Annotated in this window: 23 protein-coding genes; 4 read left to right on the top strand and 19 right to left on the bottom strand. The window is 70.0% G+C overall.

Features of this window, described 5'->3' with window-relative positions; genetic code table 11:
- Positions 1-116 precede the first annotated feature (116 nt).
- The 10 genes from tatC to AB0H32_RS34630 form a co-directional block, all read right to left on the bottom strand.
- Entirely contained in the window at positions 117-1,067 is a 951-nt protein-coding gene (gene tatC / locus AB0H32_RS34675) for a twin-arginine translocase subunit TatC (protein ID WP_361129145.1), read from the bottom strand.
- Between the two features lie 47 nt (positions 1,068-1,114).
- Positions 1,115-1,393 carry a Sec-independent protein translocase subunit TatA gene (tatA, locus tag AB0H32_RS34670; protein WP_361129142.1) on the bottom strand — a complete coding sequence of 93 codons (279 nt, stop codon included), beginning with the start codon at positions 1,391-1,393 and terminating at the stop codon, positions 1,115-1,117.
- 259 nt (positions 1,394-1,652) lie between these two features.
- Entirely contained in the window at positions 1,653-1,847 is a 195-nt protein-coding gene (locus AB0H32_RS34665) for a hypothetical protein (RefSeq protein WP_361129139.1), read from the bottom strand.
- Positions 1,848-1,867: 20 nt separating this feature from the next.
- Positions 1,868-2,161 (bottom strand): hypothetical protein, encoded by a 294-nt coding sequence (locus tag AB0H32_RS34660; protein WP_361129136.1) that lies wholly within the window; start codon positions 2,159-2,161, stop codon positions 1,868-1,870.
- 163 nt (positions 2,162-2,324) lie between these two features.
- Entirely contained in the window at positions 2,325-3,347 is a 1,023-nt protein-coding gene (locus tag AB0H32_RS34655; RefSeq protein WP_361129133.1) for a WYL domain-containing protein, read from the bottom strand.
- A 19-nt stretch (positions 3,348-3,366) separates the two neighbouring features.
- Positions 3,367-4,320 (bottom strand): WYL domain-containing protein, encoded by a 954-nt coding sequence (locus AB0H32_RS34650; RefSeq protein WP_361129130.1) that lies wholly within the window; start codon positions 4,318-4,320, stop codon positions 3,367-3,369.
- Positions 4,321-4,481: 161 nt separating this feature from the next.
- A complete protein-coding gene (locus AB0H32_RS34645; RefSeq protein ID WP_361129127.1) occupies positions 4,482-4,862 on the bottom strand; it encodes an FKBP-type peptidyl-prolyl cis-trans isomerase in 381 nt (126 codons plus the stop codon).
- A 93-nt stretch (positions 4,863-4,955) separates the two neighbouring features.
- Positions 4,956-5,960 (bottom strand): FKBP-type peptidyl-prolyl cis-trans isomerase, encoded by a 1,005-nt coding sequence (locus AB0H32_RS34640; protein ID WP_361129124.1) that lies wholly within the window; start codon positions 5,958-5,960, stop codon positions 4,956-4,958.
- Positions 5,961-6,103: 143 nt separating this feature from the next.
- Positions 6,104-7,465 (bottom strand): Pup--protein ligase, encoded by a 1,362-nt coding sequence (gene pafA, locus AB0H32_RS34635; RefSeq protein ID WP_330456830.1) that lies wholly within the window; start codon positions 7,463-7,465, stop codon positions 6,104-6,106.
- Between the two features lie 9 nt (positions 7,466-7,474).
- On the bottom strand, positions 7,475-8,734 hold the full coding sequence (locus tag AB0H32_RS34630) for an MFS transporter (protein ID WP_361129120.1): 1,260 nt from the start codon (positions 8,732-8,734) through the stop codon (positions 7,475-7,477).
- Between the two features lie 140 nt (positions 8,735-8,874).
- Here AB0H32_RS34630 and AB0H32_RS34625 point away from each other — a divergent pair, with 140 nt between their 5' ends.
- On the top strand, positions 8,875-9,891 hold the full coding sequence (locus AB0H32_RS34625) for a LacI family DNA-binding transcriptional regulator (protein ID WP_361129118.1): 1,017 nt from the start codon (positions 8,875-8,877) through the stop codon (positions 9,889-9,891).
- 60 nt (positions 9,892-9,951) lie between these two features.
- Here the strand turns inward: AB0H32_RS34625 and prcA are convergent, their stop codons facing one another.
- The 6 genes from prcA to arc form a co-directional block, all read right to left on the bottom strand.
- Entirely contained in the window at positions 9,952-10,704 is a 753-nt protein-coding gene (gene prcA, locus AB0H32_RS34620; protein WP_361129115.1) for a proteasome subunit alpha, read from the bottom strand.
- Between the two features lie 61 nt (positions 10,705-10,765).
- Positions 10,766-11,611, bottom strand: coding sequence for a proteasome subunit beta (gene prcB / locus AB0H32_RS34615; RefSeq protein ID WP_361129113.1), 846 nt, complete (start codon positions 11,609-11,611; stop codon positions 10,766-10,768).
- Positions 11,563-12,168: an endonuclease VII domain-containing protein gene (locus AB0H32_RS34610; RefSeq protein ID WP_361129111.1), complete on the bottom strand. Its 606-nt coding sequence runs from the start codon at positions 12,166-12,168 to the stop codon at positions 11,563-11,565. Before AB0H32_RS34610 ends, prcB begins: the two co-directional genes overlap by 49 nt.
- Positions 12,169-12,217: 49 nt before the next feature.
- On the bottom strand, positions 12,218-12,436 hold the full coding sequence (locus AB0H32_RS34605) for a ubiquitin-like protein Pup (RefSeq protein ID WP_014671690.1): 219 nt from the start codon (positions 12,434-12,436) through the stop codon (positions 12,218-12,220).
- A 198-nt stretch (positions 12,437-12,634) separates the two neighbouring features.
- The gene (gene dop, locus AB0H32_RS34600) at positions 12,635-14,146 is read right to left on the bottom strand and encodes a depupylase/deamidase Dop (RefSeq protein ID WP_361129108.1); all 1,512 of its coding nucleotides are present in this window, start codon (positions 14,144-14,146) and stop codon (positions 12,635-12,637) included.
- 232 nt (positions 14,147-14,378) lie between these two features.
- Complete coding sequence (gene arc / locus AB0H32_RS34595; RefSeq protein WP_361129105.1) at positions 14,379-16,145, bottom strand: proteasome ATPase; 1,767 nt, start codon at positions 16,143-16,145, stop codon at positions 14,379-14,381.
- Between the two features lie 518 nt (positions 16,146-16,663).
- On the opposite strand from arc, the gene AB0H32_RS34590 reads away from it, so the two are divergent.
- Positions 16,664-16,966: a ferredoxin gene (locus tag AB0H32_RS34590; RefSeq protein WP_361129103.1), complete on the top strand. Its 303-nt coding sequence runs from the start codon at positions 16,664-16,666 to the stop codon at positions 16,964-16,966.
- A 22-nt stretch (positions 16,967-16,988) separates the two neighbouring features.
- Here the strand turns inward: AB0H32_RS34590 and AB0H32_RS34585 are convergent, their stop codons facing one another.
- The 3 genes from AB0H32_RS34585 to AB0H32_RS34575 form a co-directional block, all read right to left on the bottom strand.
- Positions 16,989-17,570: a hypothetical protein gene (locus AB0H32_RS34585; protein WP_361129100.1), complete on the bottom strand. Its 582-nt coding sequence runs from the start codon at positions 17,568-17,570 to the stop codon at positions 16,989-16,991.
- 228 nt (positions 17,571-17,798) lie between these two features.
- The gene (locus tag AB0H32_RS34580; RefSeq protein ID WP_031162116.1) at positions 17,799-18,701 is read right to left on the bottom strand and encodes a tRNA (adenine-N1)-methyltransferase; all 903 of its coding nucleotides are present in this window, start codon (positions 18,699-18,701) and stop codon (positions 17,799-17,801) included.
- A gap of 61 nt (positions 18,702-18,762) precedes the next feature.
- Positions 18,763-20,634 (bottom strand): site-2 protease family protein, encoded by a 1,872-nt coding sequence (locus tag AB0H32_RS34575; protein WP_361129097.1) that lies wholly within the window; start codon positions 20,632-20,634, stop codon positions 18,763-18,765.
- A gap of 179 nt (positions 20,635-20,813) precedes the next feature.
- On the opposite strand from AB0H32_RS34575, the gene AB0H32_RS34570 reads away from it, so the two are divergent.
- Entirely contained in the window at positions 20,814-21,890 is a 1,077-nt protein-coding gene (locus tag AB0H32_RS34570; RefSeq protein WP_361129094.1) for a RecB family exonuclease, read from the top strand.
- A 54-nt stretch (positions 21,891-21,944) separates the two neighbouring features.
- Entirely contained in the window at positions 21,945-22,616 is a 672-nt protein-coding gene (locus tag AB0H32_RS34565; RefSeq protein WP_066996369.1) for a response regulator transcription factor, read from the top strand.
- Positions 22,617-22,750: the final 134 nt, after the last annotated feature.

The raw sequence follows: 22,750 nt of genomic DNA, 5'->3' as shown, positions 1-22,750 counted from the left end.
ACAAATATATATCTCTTTTTTGTGTTTTTCACCACACGGGGGCCCCCCCCCGCGGTGGGGGGGGGGGCGCTGGGGGGGGGCCGGGCCCGGGCCGCCCCCCCCCACGGCGAGTGACGTCAGGTGATGTCGTCGTAACCGTTGACCCGGTCGGTGCTCGTCTGCTCGGGCAGGGCCCGGGTGGCGGAGACGGGCTCGATGCCGCCGATGTCCTCGGGCGTCAGATCCAGTTCGGAGGCCTCGTCGTCGGCCGGGCCCTCCGCCTCGCGACGGCGCTTGCGCTTGTCGTTGAGCAGCGAGAAGAGGACCGCGCCGAAGTACAGCACCCAGATCGGTCCGGCGAGCGCCAGCATCGAGAGCGGGTCGGTGCTCGGGGTGGCCACGGCGGCGAAGACGGTGATGCCGAGGATCATGCCGCGCCACCAGCCGAGCATGCGCTGGCCGGTCAGAATGCCCGTGAGGTTGAGCATGATCAGCAGCAGCGGCAGCTCGAAGGAGAGACCGAAGACGATCACCATGCGGGTGACCAGCTGCAGCAGGTCGTCGAGCGGCAGCAGGTTCTTGATGTTGCCGTTCGGCGTGAAGTCGATCAGCACCTTCGCGGTGGTGGGCAGCACCTCGTACGCGAAGAAGGCCCCGGCGAAGAACAGCGGCGCACCGGTGAAGACGAAGGCGTAGGCGTACTTCTTCTCGTGCCGGTGCAGACCCGGCGCGACGAAGGCCCACAGCTGGTAGAGCCAGATCGGGGAGGCGGCGACGACGCCCGCCATCAGCGAGACCTGGAGGGCCAGTGTGAAGGGGGCGAGAAGCCCGTTGATCGTGATTTCCGCACACTGGTGCTTGTTCGAGGCCTTCGCCAGCTGTTCGAAGGTCTGCGCGCAACCGACCGAGTCGAGGATCGGCTTGGTCAGGAAGTTGATGATGTCGTTGTAGAAGAAGGCGGCGACGATCGTCACGACGACGATGGCCAGCAAGGCCTTCGCGAGCCGGTTGCGGAGCTCACGGAGGTGATCCGCAAGGGGCATCCGCCCCTCGGGATCTGTCTCCTTCTTGCGGGCAGACTTGGGCAACCCACGTCCTCATCTCGTGCGGCAGGCCGGGGGTCTCCGGCCCTGCGTCAGCGCTGGGTGGTGTCCGTCGGCTCGTTGACCGGGCGCGAGCTGGTCACGTCGCCGGGGGCTGCCTGGATGGTGCGCTGGGCCTGGGCCTGCTCGTTGGAGGCGGGCGCCTGGGCGGAGGCGTTGCCGTCCTCCTTCATCGCCTTGGCCTCGCTCTTGAGGATGCGCGCGGACTTGCCGAGGGAGCGGGCCATGTCCGGAAGCTTCTTCGCACCGAAGAGCAGCACGATGACGACGAGGATGAGAATGATCTCGGGGGCTCCGAGCCTTCCGAACATAAGTCTTTACCTTCTCACGGAGGCGGCTGGGTGGGGAGCTGTCCGACCAGTCGGACATGCGTCTGAGTGGTCGTGCTGGCAGCGATCGTAACGCTCAGGGGTAAACGTGAGGCAATCCCCGTGCGTACTCCCGGTCCGCGGTACGCGCCTCGTTCTTCGCACCGCGATCAGCAGCGTACCTGTCCAGGTGGGCAGCATGACAGGGCGAAGTGACGCAAACCGCGTCACTCCCCGGCGCCACAGCCGCTCCCGGCGTCCCTCACAGCGTGTCCACGGCGCGGGCCGCGCTGACCGACGCCCGCTCCAGGTCCTCGGCCGCCCTGTTGATACGGCGCGCGGAGTCCGCGACCTGCCGTCCCAGGCGCTGCGCCTCCAGAAAGACCCGGACGGCGAGCACCCCCAGGACGGCGAGACCCAGGAAACCCACGGCAACCGCGAACATCGGCCAGAACATGATGTCGAGCCTAGACCGTCCTACACCGTGGAGTGCAGCCGCAGGGTCCTGACGCCGCCGCCGGTGAGCAGTTCCACGATGCGCTCCCCGGCGGGCTTGCGGACGCAGGCGCCGCACTCGGGGCAGGTGAAGGAGTAGAAGGTCGTCCGGCTGGTGGCGCCGATGGCCAGACGCAGGGCGCTCGCGGCGAGCTCGAAGCGGCCCCGGCAGTCCGGGCAGCCCGCCTTGAACACCACGGGGACCACTCTCTTCATCCCGGCGAAGGCGGCCGCCACCGTCATTTCCCTCGCACCGGACACCGGAGACTCGCTCAAAGCCCTCGCTCCTCGCTTTCTGGTCGTTCGCCTTCGGTGCGCCACGGCTGGTGCCGAAGGACCGGCCGCGCTCAGCCCCTCGGGCCTGCGCGCTCCCCGCGCCCGGACACGCTCGCGACCGAGGGACCCCGAAGGCCCCGCGCCGCCGGCGCGCCACGGCGGCTCACCGCTGCCTGTCGTCCTGCCCGTCGTGCGCCGCGCCCGGCGGTGTGTCGTACGCCGCCAGCGCCTCGCGGGCCGCCCGGCGGGCGCTGTCGGCCAGCTCGGGCGGCGAGACGATCCGGCCGTCGCGGCCGAGCCGCAGCGCCAGCCGCCTGAGGGAGGCCGGATCGGGAGTGCGCAGTGTGATACGCAGCCCGCCGTCGGAAAGCTCATCGGCACTGTCGTGCGGGTAGTACTCGGCGACCCAGCGACCTCCTGGGCCGACCTCGATCACGACCTCCGGGTCCTCGGCGGCGGGCTGCACCAGTGCCTCGGACAGATCCCGCAGCTCGATCTCCGGAGGCGCCGACGGCTCGTCCAGGATCCTGATCTCGGCGACCCGGTCGAGCCGGAAGGTACGGCGCGCCTCGGAGCGCCGGCACCAGGCCTCGACATAGGTGTGCCCGACGCTGACCAGGCGGATGGGATCGATCTCCCGCTCGGTGACCTCGTCACGGGCCGGCGAGTAGTAGCGGATCCACAGGCGGCGGCGCTCGGCGATCGCCCGGTCGACGTCGGCGAAGACGCCGCCCTCGGACTCGAAGGTCACCGACAGACGGGAGCTGGCGCCCGCCGCCTCTCCGGCCGCGGTCTCCACCTTGGCCGTCGCCCGCAGCAGCGCCTGCCGGTCGCCCTCCCTGAGGCCTGGCAGCGTGGAGACCGCCCGGGCGGCCACCAGCAGGGCGGTGGCCTCGTCCGCGGCGAGCCGCAGCGGCTCGGCGGCTTCCTCGCCGAGCGCGGCCGGGTTGTGCCACCAGATGCGCTCGCCGTCGGTGTCGATGTCCAGCAGGTCGCCGCCGCGGAAGCTGGTGCCGCACATGGGCAGCAGATCGAGGTCGGAGACCAGCTCGTCCTCGGTGATGCCGAAGGCGCGTGCGACATCGGCGATCCGCGCGCCGGGGCGCTCCCTGAGGTAGGTCACCAGGGAGAGCATCCGCCGGGTCTGGTCGATGGCGTTCACGGGCCTGACCGGTTTGCCTGCCATAGTCCTGCTCCGCTCCCCCTCAGCCCTTGGCCACGGCACGCAGCCGGTCGACCACGTCGGCCCGCAGCTCGGCCGGCTCCAGCACCACCACGTCCGGCCCGAACTCCACCAGCCAGGCGTCCAGACCGTGCCCGTACGGAATTTCCAACTCGTCCCAGCCGTCGCCGAGTTCCCGGACCGTGGTGGCCTTCGCCCGAAGGGGGTAACCGGCACCGGTCCGCAGCCGGATCAGCGCCGAACGGTCGGCGATCTCGCCCGCCCAGCTCGCGACGGTCTCGCGCACGGTGACGACGTCGGGCACGGGAGCGGTGAAGCCCGTCCCGCGCGAGCGGACCCTGCCGGTGATCCGGGAGAGCCGGAAGACGCGCTCGGCGCCCCGGTCGCGGTCCCAGCCGGCCAGGTACCAGTGGCCGCGCCAGCACTCCAGCGCCCACGGCTCGACGTGCCGCGGCTCGGGGTGGGCCGCGGAGGCCTTGCGGTAGTCGAACACGACGGGGCGGCGGTCGCGGCAGGCCAGCATCAGCGGCTCGAAGGCCGCCTCGTGCACGGGGATGCGCGGCTCCAGGGCGCCGTGCGCCTCGTACGGGTCGACGTCCTCGGGCAGTCCGGCCGCGCGCAGCTTCTGCAGGGCGCCGCTGGCCGCGCCGGCCAGCCGGGCCTGCTGCCAGACCTTGGCGGCCAGGCCCAGGGCGGCGGCCTCCTCGGCGTCCAGGGTGATCGGGGGCAGACGGTTGCTGTCGCGGCGGGCGAGATAGCCGACCTCGCCGTCGAGGTTCTCGACGGTCTCGATCACCAGGCCCAGCTCGCGCAGGTCGTCCTTGTCGCGCTCGAACATCCGGTTGAAGGAGTCGTCGCTGCCCGCCTCCAGGTACGCCTCGATGGACCCGCGCAGCTCGCGCTTGCTGAGCGGCCGCCGCGTCCCGAGCAGACACAGCGCCAGGTTCATCAGCCGCTCGGCCTTGGCAATGGCCATCGACGCCCTTCGCCTCCTCATGGTGCTTCCGACCGACGACCGTACCGCTCCGGGGTGTCGCGGCAAAAGCCGGAGCAGACAAGGAGGGATCATGCGGACACCGCAGAGCACAGAAGAAGGGCCCGCGCGGACAGCACGGGCCCTTCTTCGACCAGGATCGGTCAGCGCTTGACGCCCACCAGGTCGCAGACGAAGATCAGCGTCTCGCCGGGGGCGATCCGGCCGCCACCGGCGCCACGGTCGCCGTAGGCGAGGTGCGCGGGGATGGTCAGCTTGCGGCGGCCGCCGACCTTCATGCCCTCCACGCCCTTGTCCCAGCCCTGGATGACCTGGCCGGCACCGAGCTGGAACTCCAGCGGGGTGCCGCGGTTCCAGGAGGCGTCGAACTCCTCGCCGCTGGAGAACGCGACGCCCACGTAGTGGACCCTGACGAAGTCGCCGGCCTTCGCAACCTCACCGTCGCCCTCCCAGATCTCCTGGATCTCGAGGTCCTCCGGCGCCGGGCCGTCCGGGAAGTCGATCTCGGGCTTGTCGATGTTCACGTCAAAAGCTCCTGCTTGTGTACGACACGAAACACGGACAGTCTTTCATCCCCGCAGGTCTGCCGCCTGCCACGGCGCCGCGGCGCGGCCCCGCTACATCGCCGCCAGGATGTCCACCGAGAACACCAGCGTGGAGCCCTTCTTGACGGGGCCACCGCTCGGCGGGTTGTCGCCGTAGCCCAGGTCCGGCGGTACGACGACGAGGACCCTGCTGCCCACCTTCTTGCCGGCCAGGCCCTGCGACAGGCCCTTGACGACCTGCTGCATCTGCTCCAGCGAGAACTGGCTGAGCCGCCCGGAACCATAGGTCTGCTGAAACGTCTTGCCACTGTCCCAGACCACACCCTTGAACTGGCACAGGATCGTCTGGTCCGCCTTCAGCTCGGCGCCGTCGCCCTCCAGGACGTAGTTCGACACCAGCTTCTTCGGCGGGGCGGACTTCGGGACGGTGATCTTCGGCTCGGCGCCGTCGGTGTTGGTCCCGACCTTCGGCAGGGCGGCGTCGCTCTGCGGGACCGGCGTGCCCTTGGCCGAACTCTTCGAGTTGAAGGAGTCGATCAGGTCGATGACGAAGACCAGGGTGTCGGTGCCCTTGATCCCCGCCTGCGTATTGCCCGACTTGCCGTATCCCAAGGCGGGCGGGACGGCGATCTGCACCCGGCTGCCGGTCTTCTTGCCCTCCAGCGCATACAGCCAGCCGTCGATGAGGCTGCCCTTGGCGAGCTGCATGACCAGTGGACGATGGCGGTCGTAGGAGTTGTCGAAGACCTTGGCGGTGCTCCAGATCTGGCCCAGGTAGTTCGCCTGGATGAAGTCGTTCTCCGCGACGGTCCGGCCGCCTCCCGCGATGACCGTCTTGACCGCAAGGTTCTTCGACGGGTCCACCGACCCCTTGGCCACGGTCGGCTTCTCGCCGAACTTCGTACCCGCCGTGATCGCCGGCAGCGGCCCGTCCACGATCTTGGGCGGAGGCACGGCCGACGCCGAGGGCGACGGCGACGCGCCGGCCTTGCTGGAATCGGACTTGTCGCCGCCGCACCCGGCGAGCGTGACCAGTCCTGCGGGAACGGCGGCAAGGAGAAGTGAACGTCGGCGCACGGAGAAGCCTCGTAATCGATCGATCTTGCGGATTGACGTGCGCGCAACTCTACGACGCGAGAAGGGCGCCGTACGGGAAACGTACGGCGCCCGTGTGGCGTTCCGGCATTTCGGTGCCGAAACACTTGACTCGCCCGTCTTCGTCACATTCCGGCGATCAGCTTCTCCACCCGATCGTCCACCGAACGGAACGGGTCCTTGCACAACACCGTGCGCTGCGCCTGGTCATTGAGCTTGAGGTGCACCCAGTCGACCGTGAAGTCCCGGCGCTGTTCCTGTGCCCGGCGGATGAAGTCCCCGCGCAACCGGGCCCGAGTGGTCTGCGGAGGAACCGACTTGCCCTCGAAGATCTTCAAGTCGTTGCAGATCCTCGCGGCCTGGCCCTTCCTCTCCAGCAGGTAGTAGAGCCCACGACGGCGGTGGATGTCGTGGTAGGCGAGGTCTATCTGAGCGACCCGCGGATGCGACATCGTCATGTTGTGCTTGGCCCGGTACCGCTCGATGAGCTTGTACTTCATCACCCAGTCGATCTCGGTGCCGATCCGGTCCAGCTCCTCCGTCTCGATCGCGTCGAGCGTACGGCCCCACAGCTCCAGGACCTGCGCGACCGTACCGGTGCGGATACCCCGGCGGTCGCAGAAGTCCACCGCCTTGTCGAAGTACTCCCGCTGCACCTCCAGCGCGGAGGCCTCCCGGCCGCTGGCCAGCCGAACCTTGCGCCGGCCCGTGATGTCATGGCTGACCTCACGGATCGCCCGGATCGGGTTCTCCAGGGTCAGGTCGCGCATCACCGTGCCCGCCTCGATCATGCGCAGCACCAGATCGGTCGCGCCGACCTTCAGCAGCATGGTCGTCTCGGACATGTTCGAGTCGCCCACGATGACATGCAGCCGGCGGTAGCGCTCGGCATCCGCGTGCGGCTCGTCACGGGTGTTGATGATGGGCCGGGAACGCGTCGTCGCCGAGGAGACGCCCTCCCAGATGTGCTCCGCACGCTGACTGACGCAGTAGACCGCGCCGCGCGGCGTCTGCAGGACCTTGCCCGCACCGCACAACAGCTGCCTGGTCACCAGGAACGGGATGAGGATGTCCGCAAGCCGGGAGAACTCCCCGTGCCGCGCCACCAGATAGTTCTCGTGGCAGCCGTAGGAGTTGCCCGCCGAGTCGGTGTTGTTCTTGAAGAGGTAGACGTCGCCCGCGATTCCCTCCTCGTGCAGGCGTCGTTCCGCGTCCACCAGGAGTCCTTCGAGAATGCGCTCGCCGGCCTTGTCGTGGGTGACCAGCTCGGTCACGTTGTCACATTCGGGTGTCGCGTATTCCGGATGTGACCCCACGTCGAGATAGAGCCGGGCGCCGTTTCGCAGAAAGACATTGCTGCTGCGGCCCCATGACACGACACGGCGGAAGAGGTACCGCGCCACCTCGTCAGGCGACAGGCGGCGCTGTCCCCTGAACGTGCACGTGACGCCGTACTCGTTCTCCAGCCCGAAAATGCGGCGGTCCATGACTGAACATTACGCCCGATCCCCTGAGCTGAAACGGGGTTCGGCAGCACGATTTGGATCAGTTTCCGATGAAGCCGCAACAACCCCGCCCCGCGCGGGAGCTGCGAGGACCCGTCCGGTGGCCAGCAGGACCAGCAGCGACACGGCCCCCGCCACGCCCGGCAGCGCGAAACCCCACAGGGCGCCACCGTCCTGGACGACCGGGCCCGCCAGGCCCGTTCCGACCGAGGCACCCACGGTGAACGTCGTCACAAGCCAGGAGAACGCCTCGGTGACGGTTCCGCTCGGCGCGTGCCGGTCGACGATGATGAACGCACACGCGATGCAGGGCGCGAGGAACACCCCGGACACCACCGCCAGCACCACCATGGCCACCGCACCCGGCATCAGCATCAGCGGCAGGTAACACACCGCCAGAAGCGCCACCAGGACACGCAGTCGCCGCTCCGGCGTGCCGCTCCACTGCCGCGCGCCGTACACCGTGCCGCCCGCCAGGGCACCGAGGCCGAGCCCCGCCATCATCCAGCCGTAGACCGCGTCACCGCCATGGCTGTCGGCGTACGACACCGAAGCCACCGTGATGGATCCGAGCGCGATACCGATGAACAGGAAGGCACCGAGCAGCACCAGCAGCCCGGGCGAGCGCAGAGCACCCAGCCAGTGGGCCTCGCGCGGCGCCGAACGCCACGCGCGCGAAGGCGGCGAGAGGACCACCGAGAGCGCGCCGAGCACACCCACGGCATTCAGCACCAGAAGGGCCACCTGCGCCGACCACAGCGACACGCACAGGGTCACCAGCAGCGGCCCGACGGTGAACATGACCTCCTGCGCGATCGCGTCCATGGCGTAGGCCGTGTGCACCTGCTCCTCCCGGCGCAGCACGGAGGGCCACAGCGCCCGCAGACCACCTTCCAGAGGCGGGGTGAACAGGCCGGACACCGCGACGGCGGCATACGCGAGCGGCAGCGGATCGGTGCCCGAGAAGGCGAAGGCCGTCATGGCGAGAGCGGAGACGACGGCCGCGGGCAGCTGCACACGCGGCTGCCCGTACAGGTCCACCAGCCGGCCGAGGACCGGCTGGCCCACGGCGTTGGCGACGCCGTACACGGCAGCGAGGGCCCCCGCCAGGCTGTAGGTGCCGCCCTCGGCACGGACGAACAGCACCAGGGCGATCGCGGCGGTCGCATTGGGAAGCCGGCCCACCAGGGTGCCGGTCAGCAGACGGGCCGCGTGCCTCGCCCTGAGGATCTCCAGGTACCCGGCGGCCATGCCCAGCCTCCCCGTGTTACGTATAACGTCCTCCCCCATACGTACCATGTGCGCTGTTCACACGTCCAGACGACAGGGGTGGACCGAAGGGCACGCAACGCCCGGAGGCGAACGACCAGACGAAGAGGAGCACGCCCGCGGTGGCACGCAGCAGCACGCGCCCGACCAGCCGTGACGTCGCCCAGGCGGCCGGAGTCTCCCAGGCCGCCGTCTCCCTCGTACTCGGCGACAAATGGCGCGGCCGCGTCTCCGAGACCACCGCCGAACGAGTACGGCAGGCCGCACGGGAACTGGGCTACCGGCCCAACCTCGCCGCCCGCAACCTGCGCCTGGGCCGCACCCGCACCGTCCTGCTCGTCGTACCGGCACTGACCACCGAGTTCTTCGCCGGCGTCTACACCGGCGCCGCCCGCGTGGCCGCCCGGCACGGCTTCGGCGTCGTGCTCTACCCCTCCCCCGAAGGCATCGGCCCCGCCCGCAACCCCTTCGCCTCCGCACAGGCCGCCCTGGACGGCGTCATCGCCTCCTCCATGGCCGCCGACGCACTCACCGCGATCCGCGGCGACCAGCTCCCCCTGGTCATGCTCGACAGCGACCCCGAGGGCAGCCTCGGCGCCGCGACCGTCAACCTCGACATCGCCGACGGCGTCCGGCAGGTCACCGAACACCTGCTGGGCCTCGGCCACCGCCACGTCCTCCACCTCGCCGCCGACGTACCCTCCTGGACCTTCGAGCTGCGCGCCCGGGAACTGGCAGCACGCCTGGCCGCCGTCCCGGGGACCACGATCCGCACCGCCGCCGCCCCGATCTCCATCGAGGGCGCCCTGGCCGCCACCGAGACCGCCCTCACCGCACCCGGGCCCCGGCCGACGGCCGTGGTCTGCGACGACGACAAGCTCGCCGCCGGCGCCTACAAGGCCCTGCGCCGCCTCGGTCTGCGCGTCCCGGACGACGTCTCGGTGACCGGCCTCGACGACCTGGCCCTGGCCACCGCCATCGACCCCGAGCTGACGACGGTACGACTCGACGCCGAGCTGTTCGGGGAACGCGGAATGGAGGCTCTGCTGGCCGTCCTGGAGGGCCGGGAACCGGACGGCGGCGACATCCCCGTGGAACTCGTCGTACGAGGCTCCACGGCGCCGCCTCGCAGCTCCTGAAACACGGTGTGCCCCGACCGGAGAACCGGCCGGGGCACACCTGAGCGGGATGCGGCGGGACTACTCCTCCTCGGAGCCCTCCTCCTCGGAGCTCTCCGCCTCGGTGGCCGCGCCGCCCTCCTCCAGGAGCCGGGAGAGCTGGCGGCCGACGATGCGCCTGAACTTGCGCTTCTGCGGGCGCGTCCGGTCCAGCACCGCGACCTCCAGGCGCTCGGCGGGGATCTCCCGCTGGGTGCCGTTCGACTCACGGGACAGGGCCTGCACGGCCAGCTTCAGCGCCTCGGCCAGCGTCATGCCGTCCTGATGGCGCTGGTCCAGATAGTTGCTGATCAGCTCCGCGTTGCCGCCGACCGCGACCGAGCCGTGCTCGTCGACGATCGAGCCGTCGTGCGGCAACCGGTAGATCTGGTCGCCCTCCGGGGTCTCCCCGACCTCGGCGACGACCAGCTCCACCTCGTACGGCTTCTCGGCGGCGCTGGAGAAGATCGTGCCCAGGGTCTGGGCGTAGACGTTGGCGAGACCACGGGCGGTCACGTCGTCGCGGTCGTAGGTGTAGCCCCGCAGGTCGGCATAGCGGACGCCGCCGATCCGGAGGTTCTCGTACTCGTTGTACTTGCCGGCGGCCGCGAAACCGATCCGGTCGTAGATCTCGCTGAACTTGTGCAGCGCACGGGACGGGTTCTCGCCGACGAACACGATGCCGTCGGCGTACTGCAGCACAACCAGGCTGCGGCCCCGGGCGATGCCCTTGCGGGCGTACTCCGCCCGGTCGGCCATGGCCTGCTGAGGTGAGACATAGAACGGCGTCGACACCGGTTATCCGTCCCTTTCTGTCATGGTCACTGGATCACCTTGATGGGAAGCAGGCCCGCGCTCAGAGCAGGGCGGCCTTGGGGCCGTCCGGCTCCTCCAGACGCCGCTGCAGCACCGCACGGGACAGCTCGGAGGACTCGTCCTCGGTGAGCCGGCGGAAACCGTCCTCGGTGATCACGGTGATGATCGGGTAGATCCGGCGGGCGACATCGGGACCACCGGTCGCCGAGTCGTCGTCTGCCGCGTCGTACAGGCCCTGGACCACCAGGGTCGTGGCCTGTTCCTCGGTCAGGTCGCCGCGGAACAGCTTCTTCATGGCACCACGCGCGAAGATCGAGCCGGAACCCGTCGCCGCGAAGTTGTGCTCCTCGGAACGGCCGCCCGTGACGTCGTAGGAGAAGATGCGCCCCCTCTCCCGGTCCAGGTCGTACCCGGCGAACAGGGGCACCACGGCCAGGCCCTGCATGGCCATGCCGAGGTTGGAACGGATCATCGTCGACAGCCGGTTCGCCTTGCCCTCCAGCGACAGCTGGGCGCCCTCGACCTTCTCGAAGTGCTCCAGCTCCAGCTGGAAGAGCTTGACCATCTCGACGGCCAGACCGGCGGTGCCGGCGATGCCCACGGCCGAGTACTCGTCCGCCGGGAAGACCTTCTCGATGTCCCGCTGGGCGATGACATTGCCCATGGTCGCCCGGCGGTCGCCGGCGAGCACCACGCCGCCGGGGAAGGTCACCGCGACGATCGTCGTGCCGTGCGGCGCCTCGATCACTCCCTGGGTGGGAGGCAGCTGCCGGTTGCCGGGCAGCATCTCCGGCTGGTGCTCCGACAGGAAGTCCATGAACGAAGAGGACCCAGGCGTCAGGAAGGCAGCTGGTAGACGCCCGGTGCTACGAGTGTTGGCTTCCACGCGTTTCCTTCCACGTATGCAGCAGCCCGCCTTATGGCCTCGGGCTGATCCTTGAACTGCCCCAGTGCAGCGTTGCAGCTGAAGCACAGTACGCCACGGACCCTACCCGTCTCATGGCAGTGATCCACATGTGCCGGCGGAGCCGCCAAACATATGCAGCAGACGCCCTCTTGAGAGGCGATCAACCCGTCTCGTTCGGCTTCGGCGAGGCCGTACTTGCGCTTCAGGTGATCCTCCCGCCCGAGCGCAGCCCGGCACACCTTGCGCCGGGTCGCCAGCCCGTCGGAAGCGGATGCGTTGCGATGCCATGCGCTGTGAGGCCTGACCTCGCCGCACGTCCGGCAGAGCTTGTGCCCGTCCGGGACATCCACCTTCTCCCGGACGGTCCTGCCCATGGCCTCCCGGCGTCGTCGGCAGTGCGCAGCCCCGTACTCCGCCACGCACTTCCGGCAGTCCGCCTGGAGGCCATCGCGCCGATTCCTGTCCCGCGCGAAGGCTGCAAGAGGCAGATCACGCCCGCATCTCCTGCATTCCTTCGCGTTTGACTCCTCAGCCACCCGACTCCCCCGCAACCTTCATTTCGAAGGCGAGACGACTGGATTGCCTCTACTCGCCACCTTTTTGCACAAATGAGCGCACGAAATCTTCGGCGTTCTCTTCGAGTACGTCATCGATTTCATCCAGGACGGAGTCCACGTCATCGCTCAGCTTCTCGTGGCGCTCCTTGAGGTCTTCGGAGCCCTGCGCGTCCTGCGCCTGCTCCTCGACCTCCTCGGTGGAGCGTGTGGCCTTCTGCTGGCCGCCGCCGGTGTCCTTGGTTGCCATATCCCTCACCCCGCTCAGTTCGCCCGACATGGTCGACGGGTCGGCATTCCTGCCGATCGGTGATGATCAGACCCTACAAGCCGGGTCCGACATCGGCCCCGCAGTTTCGACAACCTGCGGGGGCCACCTCGATGATTCCCGGGCGGTGGGGTTTCCACCCTGTCCGCCCGGGGCGATACGAGTGCCCGCTGATCGCGCTCAGCCGCCTGACAGGACCCTGACCAGGTCTTCTGCGGTACGGCAACGGTCCAGCAGCTCCTTGACGTGATTTCGCGTTCCGCGTAGCGGTTCGAGGGTTGGAACGCGCTGGAGAGAGTCGCGACCGGGGAGGTCGAAGATGACCGAGTCCCAGGAGGCCGCGGCCACGTCGTCCGCGTACTGCTCCAGGCAGCGGCCGCGGAAGTAGGCACGGGTGTCCTCCGGCGGCTTCGTACGGGCCTGGTCGACCTCGGACTCGTCCAGCAGTCGCTTGATGCGTCCGCGGGCCGCCAGGCGGTTGTAGAGGCCTTTCTCGGCGCGTACGTCGGCGTACTGGAGGTCGACGAGGTGGAGCCGTGCGGCGTCCCAGTCGAGGCCGTCGCGGCGACGGTAGCCCTCCATCAGTTCCCGCTTGGCGACCCAGTCGAGCTCGCCGGCGAGGCTCATCGGGTCGTTCTCCAGCCGGTTGAGGGTGTCCTCCCAGCGGGAGAGCACGTCCTTGGTCTGGTCGTCGGCGTCGGCCCCGAAGCGTTCCTCGACGTACTTGCGGGACAGCTCGAAGTACTCCATCTGGAGCTGGACGGCGGTGAGCGTGCGGCCGCTGCGGAGTGTGACCAGGCGCTTGAGGGAGGGGTCGTGGGAGACCTGGTGGAGGGTGCGTACGGGCTGGTCGACGGCGAGGTCCACGGCGATGAAGCCGTCCTCGATCATGGACAGGACCAGGGCGGTCGTGCCCAGCTTGAGGTAGGTCGAGATCTCGGAGAGGTTGGCGTCGCCGATGATGACGTGCAGGCGGCGGTACTTCTCGGCGTCGGCGTGGGGCTCGTCGCGGGTGTTGATGATCGGGCGCTTGAGGGTGGTCTCCAGGCCGACCTCGACCTCGAAGTAGTCGGCGCGCTGGCTGAGCTGGAAGCCGTGTTCGTGTCCGTCCTGGCCGATGCCGACGCGGCCCGCTCCGGCGAAGACCTGACGGGAGACGAAGAAGGGCGTGAGGTGGCGCACGATGTCCGAGAAGGGGGTCTCCCGCTTCATCAGGTAGTTCTCGTGCGTGCCGTAGGAGGCGCCTTTGTTGTCGGTGTTGTTCTTGTAGAGGTGGATCTGCTGGGCTCCGGGCAGCTGGGCGGCGCGTTCGGCGGCCTCGGCCATGATGCGTTCGCCGGCCTTGTCCCACAGGACGGCGTCGCGGGGGTTGGTGACCTCGGGGGCGCTGTATTCGGGGTGGGCGTGGTCGACGTAGAGGCGTGCGCCGTTGGTGAGGATGACGTTGGCGAGGCCGATGTCCTCGTCGGTGAGCTGGCTGGCGTCGGCGGCCTCTCGGGCGAGGTCGAAGCCTCGTGCGTCGCGCAGCGGGTTCTCTTCCTCGAAGTCCCAGCGGGCCCGGCGGGCCCGGTGCATCGCCGCCGCGTAGGCGTTGACGATCTGGGACGAGGTGAGCATGGCATTGGCGTTGGGGTGGCCGGGGACGGAGATCCCGTACTCCGTCTCGATGCCCATTACTCGCCGTACGGTCATGCGGCCCTCCTTGCCCGGCGGCGCCCTCGGTCGTGGGCGCCGCTCACGTCCCGCTGGCGCTCCGGTGCGTGTGCGGTGCCCGTCCCCGCACTGCGCGACTCGGCGGTAGGAAAGAGCCTAGAACGCCTTTGCGCTGGTGGGGAGATCATTTGCGTCATTGCCTGCTCCGGTCGTGGCCGGAAAAACAGTCGGCTGCGGGTACCCGGTGAGGGCACCCGCAGCCGCCCAGGTCCTACAGGTACTGTCCGGTGTTCGCCACCGTGTCGATGGAGCGTCCGGTGTCCGCGCCCTGCTTTCCGGTGATGAGGGTGCGGATGTACACGATCCGCTCGCCCTTCTTTCCGGAGATCCGGGCCCAGTCGTCGGGGTTGGTGGTGTTGGGCAGGTCCTCGTTCTCCTTGAACTCGTCCACACAGGCCTGGAGCAGGTGGGAGACGCGGAGACCCTTCTGGTTCTTCTCGAGGAAGTCCTTGATCGCCATTTTCTTGGCGCGGCCCACAATGTTTTCGATCATGGCGCCGGAATTGAAGTCCTTGAAGTAGAGGACTTCCTTGTCGCCGTTGGCGTAGGTGACCTCCAGGAAGCGGTTCTCCTCGGATTCGGCGTACATGTGCTCGACGGCCGTCTGGATCATGCTCTGGACGGTCGTTTCCTTGCTGCCGCCGTGTTCGCCGAGGTCGTCGGCGTGCAGCGGGAGGCGCTCGGTGAGGTACTTGCCGAAGATGTCCTTGGCGGCTTCGGCGTCCGGGCGCTCGATCTTGATCTTCACGTCGAGCCGGCCGGGGCGCAGGATGGCGGGGTCGATCATGTCCTCGCGGTTGGAGGCGCCGATCACGACCACGTTCTCCAGGCCTTCCACGCCGTCGATCTCGGCGAGGAGCTGGGGGACGATGGTGTTCTCCACGTCCGAGCTGACGCCGGAGCCGCGGGTGCGGAAGAGGGACTCCATCTCGTCGAAGAAGACGATCACGGGGGTGCCCTCGCTGGCCTTCTCACGTGCACGCTGGAAGACGAGGCGGATCTGCCGCTCGGTCTCACCGACGTACTTGTTGAGCAGCTCGGGGCCCTTGATGTTCAGGAAGAAGCTCTTGCCCGCGGCCTGGCCGGTGACCTCGGCGACCTTCTTGGCGAGTGAGTTGGCGACGGCCTTGGCGATGAGCGTCTTGCCGCAGCCGGGGGGGCCGTAGAGCAGGACGCCCTTGGGCGGGCGCAGCTCGTGCTCCTTGAACAGGTCCGGGTAGAGGTACGGCAGCTCGACCGCGTCGCGGATGGCCTCGATCTGGTTGCCGAGGCCGCCGATCTGCTCGTAGCCGATGTCGGGGACCTCTTCGAGGACGAGTTCCTCGACCTCGCTCTTGGGCACGACCTCGTAGACGTAGCCGGAGCGGGGTTCGAGGAGGAGGGCGTCGCCGGGGCGGATGGTGACGTCCAGCAGCGGCTCGGCGAGCCGTACCACCCGCTCCTCGTCGGTGTGCCCCAGCACGAGGGCGCGCTCGCCGTCCTCGAGGATCTCCTTGAGGGTGACGATGTCGCCGACGCTCTCGTACTCCATGGCTTCGACCACGTTGAGCGCTTCGTTGAGCATGACCTCCTGGCCGCGCCTGAGGTCGTCGACCTCGACGCTTGGGCTGACGTTCACCCGCAGTTTGCGGCCGCCTGTGAAGATGTCGGCGGTGCCGTCCTCGTTGGCCTGCAGGAAGACGCCGAAGCCGGCCGGCGGCTGGGCGAGGCGGTCGACCTCTTCCTTGAGGGCCACGATCTGGTCGCGGGCCTCGCGGAGGGTGTTGGCCAGCCGTTCGTTCTGCGCGGAGACGCCGGCCAGGTTGGTCTGCAGTTCGACGATCCGCTCTTCGAGAATCCTCGTGTGCCGCGGAGAGTCGGCGAGCTTGCGTCGCAGGACGGCGATCTCCTGCTCAAGGTAGGCGATCTGCCCGGCCGGGTCGTCGGACCCTCGTCCCGGGCGGATGCCGCGGTTCATGTCGTCGTCGTGGGCTGCCACGGTCCTCACCTCCTCCAAGGGGAGCTGGACGCTTCCAGACCCTACCTGGGTGGGTGACGATTGAAACCCCTAGATCACAATGACTGTCAAGGTGTGTCGTCGGTCACCCGGTGCGCTCCCTCTCGCACGGAGGGAATACCCACTCAACGTGATTCGGAAGCGGCTTGTTCCTTGTCAGTGGTGGTCAAAACCCTGCAGGAGTGGCCGGAGTTGTCCGTTGCGGGGCGGTCGGCCGGTTCACGGGCAGGCGTGAGGGCGCTCGCGCGATCATCACGCTGAGCGACGGTCCGGGCGGTGGGCGTCACCGTGGGGTGGCCTGAAGTGTTCGGCTGCGGTCTGCCGGGCTCTCTTCTCCGGTCGGGCGCCTGTACCCGAGGGGGCCGGGGTGGAAACCCCGTACCCGTCGAAGACGGCCGGAATGCGGGCGGAGGTAGGGTCGGGGTGTTCAACAGCCGCTGGCGCGGACCCGGCTGGCCCTGGCGCCGGGGGTTCCGTCCGGCGAACCGACGGCAGGAGAGATGACCGTGCAGCAGGAGGCCCCGGGCGGCGAGGCGCTGGAGGTCTGGATCGACCAGGATCTGTGTACCGGCGACGGGATCTGCGCCCAGTACGCCCCGGAGGTGTTCGAGCTGGACATCGACGGGCTGGCCTATGTGAAGGGCGCGGACGACGAGCTGCTTCAGGACAGGGGGGCCACAGCGCCGGTGCCGCTGCCGCTGCTCACGGATGTCGTGGACTCGACGAAGGAGTGTCCCGGCGAGTGCATCCATGTGCGCCGGGTTTCGGACAGGGTCGAGGTGTACGGGCCCGACGCCGGCTGAGTCCGGGCCGGGCCCGGTCGGGTCAGACGCTGTGGCCCCCGGCCGGGGTGGAGCGGAGGAACGCGCTGCCGTTCCACTGCCACTTGGCCGGGGTTTTCACGTCGGGGCAGCAACTGGGCACGTCGTCCGAGGAATAGCCGAGCAGGGTGGCGCTGACGGCTCGTGCGCCCAGGGCGAAGTCGGTGACGGTGAGCCGGTCCTTGGGGTCGACGAGGGTGGCGACGACGCGGGCCCTGCCGCCGTCGGTGCCGCGGGTCAGGACGTAGACGCCGTCCGGTGGGGTTCCCATGGGGGCGTCGCAGTGCACGACGGCGACGGTTTCCGGTCGGCCGTCCCCGTCCAGGTCTCCGGTGGCCTTCTTGACCACCACCGCTTTCACCGGGCCGCAGGCGAGGGGGAAGGCCACACCGGCCGTGCTGGGCGGTGCGACGGCGGCGGGGGCCGACTTGACCTCGGCGCCGGGGACCGGCTGGGCGGCGGTGGCCGATCCGGGCTGGAGGAGCGCGGAGAGGGCCACGACGCCGGAGACGGCGGTGGCGGTGGCGACCCAGTGGATGGGGCGGGTGTGGGTGTGGGCGAGCTCCGGAACGGCGGATTGCTGCACTAGGAGTGTCTCCTGTGAGGGCTGTGCCGGTGGGGTGGCCAGCATGGTGCCACACGTCACAGAGCAGGGGAACGGCGGGGTCGGTACGGACTTTCGCAGGCGAGGAGCACGCGGGGGCCCGTACGCGTCCTGCTGCCCGGATCAACGGACGGGCGCCGTGGCCGGGTTCCCGGGATCAGCCGGGAACTCGGGCACGGCGCCCTTGCGTTGTGCTCGCCGGGGACCCGGTCAGCGGCCGGTGCCGCCGTCGGCGTTGGGTCCTGCGTAGTCCTCGCCGTAGGCGCCCTTGGCGGGGCGGCGGCGGCGCATGGGGGGCTCGACGCCGTCGGCGAGGCGGCGGGCGGTGAGCAGGAAGCCGGTGTGGCCGATCATCCGGTGGTCGGGGCGGACGGCCAGGCCTTCGATGTGCCAGTTGCGGATCATCGTCTCCCAGGCGGTCGGCTCGTTGAAGCAGCCGATCTCCCGGATGGACTCGACGGTGCGGGCGAGCTGGGTGGTGGTGGCCACGTAGCAGCACAGGATGCCGCCGGGGACCAGTGCCTTGGAGACGGCCTCGAGGCACTCCCAGGGGGCGAGCATGTCGAGGATCACGCGGTCGACGTCGGTGTCGGACAGGTTGTCCTGGAGGTCGCCGACGGTGAGCTGCCAGGCGGGGTGCGGGCCGCCGAAATAGCGCTCCACGTTCTGCTGGGCGATCTCGGCGAAGTCCTCGCGGCGCTCGTAGGAGTGCAGCATGCCCTGGTCGCCGATGGCGCGCAGCAGGAAGCTGCTGAGCGAGCCGGAGCCGACGCCGGCCTCGACGACGCGGGCGCCGGGGAAGATGTCGGCGAAGGCGAGGATCTGCCCCGCGTCCTTGGGGTAGACGACGGCTGCCCCGCGGGGCATGGACAGGACGTAGTCGGGGAGCAGGGGGCGCAGCGCGAGGTAGGCGACGTTGCCGGTGGTGCGGACAACGCTGCCCTCGGGAGCGCCGATCAGTTCGTCGTGCGGGAAGGAGCCCTTGTGGGTGTGGAAGTTCTTCCCGGCTTCGAGCGTGAACGTGTAGTGGCGGCCCTTGGGGTCGGTCAGCTGAACCTGGTCCCCGACCTTGAAGGGCCCGCGCCTGCGGGCGGCACCGGTCGGTTCGGACATGTGACCAGCCTACCGGCACCTGAGGGGGCCGCCGACCACGCGAGGGTGAGGGGGCGGCGGGTCAGCTCGGCCGTGCCATCGCCCTGACGAAGGCGCGCTCGACGTCGGCGGCGGACAGGACGCCGTAGATCTCGCCGCTCTCCTCGACGACGAGGTACTCGGTCGCGGGGGTGGCGCGCAGGGTGTCGAGCAGTGCCTCTCCGGCCAGCTCGGCGGAGACGCGCATGCCGTCGGTCAGTTCCTGGGCGAGGCCGCTGACGGCGACCCAGGGGCGGCGGTGTTCGGGTACGCCGACGATCGCGGCCTCGCGGACGAGGGAGAGGGGGTTGCCGTCGGCGTCGACGACGACGAGGGCGCGGGCGCCGGCCGCGTTGGCACGGCGCAGCGCCTCGGAGAGCGGGGTGTCGGTCTGCACGGGGACGGCGCGGCGGGTGAGGGTGCGGGCCCGCAGCTCGGGGAGGTGTTCGCGCAGGCGGGCCATGCGCAGGCTGTTGCCGGCGCCGGTCCAGATGATCGCGGCGAGGATGGCGGCGAGCAGGGCGTCGGTGACGGTGTCCATGCCGCTGATGTCCTGGTTGCCGCCGCCGAGGGCGCCGGACTGGTTGAGCAGCGGGAGGCCGACGAGGACGGAGAGGGCGAGTGCGCGGCCGACCCAGGCGGCGGCGACGGTGCCGCTCATGGGCTTGCCGGTGATCTTCCAGACGACGGCGCGGAGCATGCGGCCGCCGTCGAGGGGCAGGCCGGGCAGCAGGTTGAAGGCGGCGACGATGAGGTTGGAGATCATCAGGCCGGCCAGCAGGACGCCTGGGACGGTGTCGGGCTCCACGGGTTTCATGGCCAGGTAGAACAGCCCGGCGAGGACGAGGGAGAGCAGAGGGCCTACGAAGGCCAGGACGAACTCGCGTCCGGGGGTCTCGGCCTCCTTCTCGATCTCGGAGACGCCGCCGAAGAACTGGAGCTGGATGCGGCGGACGGGCAGGTCGAAGCGGATGGCGGCGACCGTGTGGGCCAGTTCGTGGACGAGGACGGAGGCGTAGAAGGCGACGGCGAAGAACAGGGACACCAGGTAGCGGGCGGCGCCCAGTTCGGGCAGCACGCGGTCGAGCTGGCCGCCGAAGACCCAGGTGATCAGGGCGGCGACGAGGAACCAGCTCGGCGCGACGTACACCGGTACGCCGAAGGGCCGGCCCATCAGCAGCCCGCCGCCGGGTTCCTTGGGCCGTGGCTGGGGCGGTTCGCCCTTGGCGATCCCGGAGTGGGCGAGGGAGCGGTGCTCGGGCGAGTGGGGACCGCCGTCTGCGGCGGGGGTGTCCGTGGGGGCCGGCGGCTCCGGCCGGGCGGTCGGGGTGCCCCCGCGGGACCCTGCGTCGGGCCGGGCGGCGGACCTGTCCTCGCCGACCGTCGGCTCCGGGCCGCCGGCGCGCCCGTCCTCAGTGGCTCGCGGCTCCGGGCTTGCAGCGCGTCCGTCCTCGTTGCCTCGCGGGCCGGGACTTGCGGCGCGTCCGTCCTCGACGGATTGCGGCTCCGGGCTTACGGCGCGTCCCTCCTCGGCGGCTCGCGGACCCGGGCCTGCGGCTTCCCCCGGCTCGTCGGCTCGCGGACCCGGGCCTGCGGATTCCCCCGGCTCGGCGGCTCGCGGACCCGGGCCTGCGGCCTCTCCCGGCTCGTCGGCTGTCGGCTGCGGGCCTGCCGGTTGTGGCGCCTCGTCGGGCGTCGGTGACGGGCCCGTGGCCTGCTGCGAGGTCTCGGGGTCCGCGTCGCTGCCGGGGTCCGGGGCGGGGCGGGGCGGAGTGGGCGGGGGTGCCGGGGCGTCGTGGGGCTCAGGCCCGGGGTGGTCGGTCGGTCCGGTCGCCGGGGCCGTAGGTGTTGCGGGGTGCTCGGCCTGCTCGTCGTTGCCGGACCGCGGCTGCCCGCTCCCGCCGCTCACGTCCACGGTGTCCCCTCGTTCGAAGCGTCTTCCGCGCCGTGTGGGCCGGAAGGGTCTCTGGTCGATGGTATGCGGCCGTGGTGGCACGTTCCGCCCCGGCACCCCTTGTGTTTGCCCTGCCGTCGGACGGCCGGTGCGGCACACGACTGGGTCACTGTCAGTGCCGGGCCGTATGGTCTGTGGTCATGGACAGCAGCATGGAGGACCCGGCCACGGCGGCGGGCGAGGGGGCCCAACCGGCGGGCGAGGCGGAGACGGACGCGGGGGCGGCCGCCACCAGCGGTGCGGCGGAGCCGGCGGGCGAGCGCGTGCCCGTCGCGCCCACCTCGCTGTCCCCCTCCCGCGCCAGCGACTTCATGCAGTGTCCGCTGCTGTACCGGTTCCGGGTGATCGACCGGCTGCCGGAGAAGCCGAGTGCGGCGGCGACACGGGGCACGCTGGTGCACGCGGTGCTGGAGCGGTTGTTCGACGCGCCCGCCGCGGAGCGGACCGCGCCGCGGGCCAAGGCGCTGATCCCGGGGCAGTGGGACCGGCTGCGGGAGAGCAGGCCGGAGGTCACGGAGCTGTTCACGGACGATCCGGACGGCGAGCGGCTCGCCCGCTGGCTCGGTGAGGCCGAGCAGCTCGTGGAGCGCTGGTTCACGCTGGAGGATCCGTCGCGGCTGGAGCCGGCCGAGCGGGAGCTGTTCGTGGAGGCCGAGCTGGATTCGGGGCTGCGGCTGCGCGGGATCATCGACCGGGTGGACGTGGCGCCCACCGGTGAGGTGCGGATCGTCGACTACAAGACGGGCAAGGCGCCGCGGGCGGAGTACGCCGAGGGCGCGCTGTTCCAGATGAAGTTCTACGCCCTGGTGGTGTGGCGGCTGAAGAGGGTCGTCCCGCGCCGGCTCCAGCTGGTCTACCTCGGCAGCGGGGACGTGCTGACCTACGACCCCGTACTCGCCGATCTGGAGCGTGTGGAGCGCAAGCTGCTCGCGTTGTGGGAGGCGATCGGGCGGGCGACGGAGTCCGGTGAGTGGCGGCCGCGGCCGACCAAGCTGTGCGGCTGGTGCGACCACCAGGCGCACTGTCCGGAGTTCGGCGGCACTCCCCCGCCGTATCCGCTGCCGGTGACGGCGGCCGACGGGCGGGCGGCCGGAGGTCCGGGGGGTGTCCCCCGGGAAGCGCAGTCGCCGCCGGTGAGCGCAGCCGACGGACCTGAGGCCGGGGGTCCGGGGGGTGTCCCCGGGCAGGCGCGGTCGCTGCCCGGTGAGGGCGCCTGAGTCGGGGACCGTGTCGCAGGGCAGAATGGGCCCGGACTAGCGAAGGAGTGTCACGTGGCCATCCGCGTCCTACTGGTCGACGACCAGCCGCTGCTGCGAACGGGTTTCCGGATGATCCTGGAGGCCGAGCAGGATCTCGCGGTCGTCGGTGAGGCCGGTGACGGCTTGCAGGCCCTCGATCAGGTGCGAGCGCTGCAGCCCGATGTCGTGCTGATGGACATCCGGATGCCGCGGATGGACGGGGTGGAGGCGACCCGGCAGATCACCGGGCCGGGGCGGGACGGTCCGGCGAAGGTGCTGGTGCTGACCACGTTCGACCTGGACGAGTACGTGGTGGAGGCGCTGCGGGCCGGGGCGAGCGGTTTCCTGCTCAAGGATGCGCCCGCCCATGAGCTGGTGCAGGCCATCCGGGTCGTCGCGGCCGGCGAGGCGCTGCTGGCGCCGAGCATCACACGTCGTCTGCTGGACAAGTACGCCACGCATCTGCCCTCGGGCGAGGAGCCGGTGCCCGACACCCTGCACACCCTCACCGACCGTGAGGTGGAGGTGCTGAAGCTGGTGGCGCGCGGGTTGTCCAACGCGGAGATCGCCGCGGACCTGTTCGTCAGCGAGACCACCGTGAAGACGCATGTCGGGCATGTGCTGACCAAGCTGGGTCTGAGGGACCGGGTGCAGGCCGCGGTGTACGCGTACGAGAGCGGGCTGGTGCGTCCCGGCGCGCAGTAGGACGCGGGCACACGGCGCGCCAGGACGTCGCGCTCGAACACGGCAGAGGGCGCTGCTTCCCCCGGTGGGCCTTCATGTTACAGGGGGCAAGGGCTTGTGAGCCTGTGAAAACGAGCACCATGCAGGGCGTTCAC

Origin of the sequence: Streptomyces sp. NPDC020362, assembly GCF_040642095.1 — a bacterium.
Lineage (GTDB): Bacteria > Actinomycetota > Actinomycetes > Streptomycetales > Streptomycetaceae > Streptomyces.
This window is presented reverse-complemented; position numbering and strand designations above follow the sequence as displayed.

Bases quoted from the DNA above. Each gene is read 5' to 3' on its own strand.
- tatA (WP_361129142.1), bottom strand. From the start codon at position 1,393: ATGTTCGGAAGGCTCGGAGCCCCCGAGATCATTCTCATCCTCGTCGTC.
- AB0H32_RS34665 (WP_361129139.1), bottom strand. From the start codon at position 1,847: ATGTTCTGGCCGATGTTCGCGGTTGCCGTGGGTTTCCTGGGTCTCGCC.
- AB0H32_RS34655 (WP_361129133.1), bottom strand. From the start codon at position 3,347: ATGGCAGGCAAACCGGTCAGGCCCGTGAACGCCATCGACCAGACCCGG.
- AB0H32_RS34650 (WP_361129130.1), bottom strand. From the start codon at position 4,320: ATGGCCATTGCCAAGGCCGAGCGGCTGATGAACCTGGCGCTGTGTCTG.
- pafA (WP_330456830.1), bottom strand. From the start codon at position 7,465: ATGGACCGCCGCATTTTCGGGCTGGAGAACGAGTACGGCGTCACGTGC.
- AB0H32_RS34630 (WP_361129120.1), bottom strand. From the start codon at position 8,734: ATGGCCGCCGGGTACCTGGAGATCCTCAGGGCGAGGCACGCGGCCCGT.
- AB0H32_RS34605 (WP_014671690.1), bottom strand. From the start codon at position 12,436: ATGGCAACCAAGGACACCGGCGGCGGCCAGCAGAAGGCCACACGCTCC.
- dop (WP_361129108.1), bottom strand. From the start codon at position 14,146: ATGACCGTACGGCGAGTAATGGGCATCGAGACGGAGTACGGGATCTCC.
- AB0H32_RS34590 (WP_361129103.1), top strand. From the start codon at position 16,664: ATGACCGTGCAGCAGGAGGCCCCGGGCGGCGAGGCGCTGGAGGTCTGG.
- AB0H32_RS34580 (WP_031162116.1), bottom strand. From the start codon at position 18,701: ATGTCCGAACCGACCGGTGCCGCCCGCAGGCGCGGGCCCTTCAAGGTC.
- AB0H32_RS34570 (WP_361129094.1), top strand. From the start codon at position 20,814: ATGGACAGCAGCATGGAGGACCCGGCCACGGCGGCGGGCGAGGGGGCC.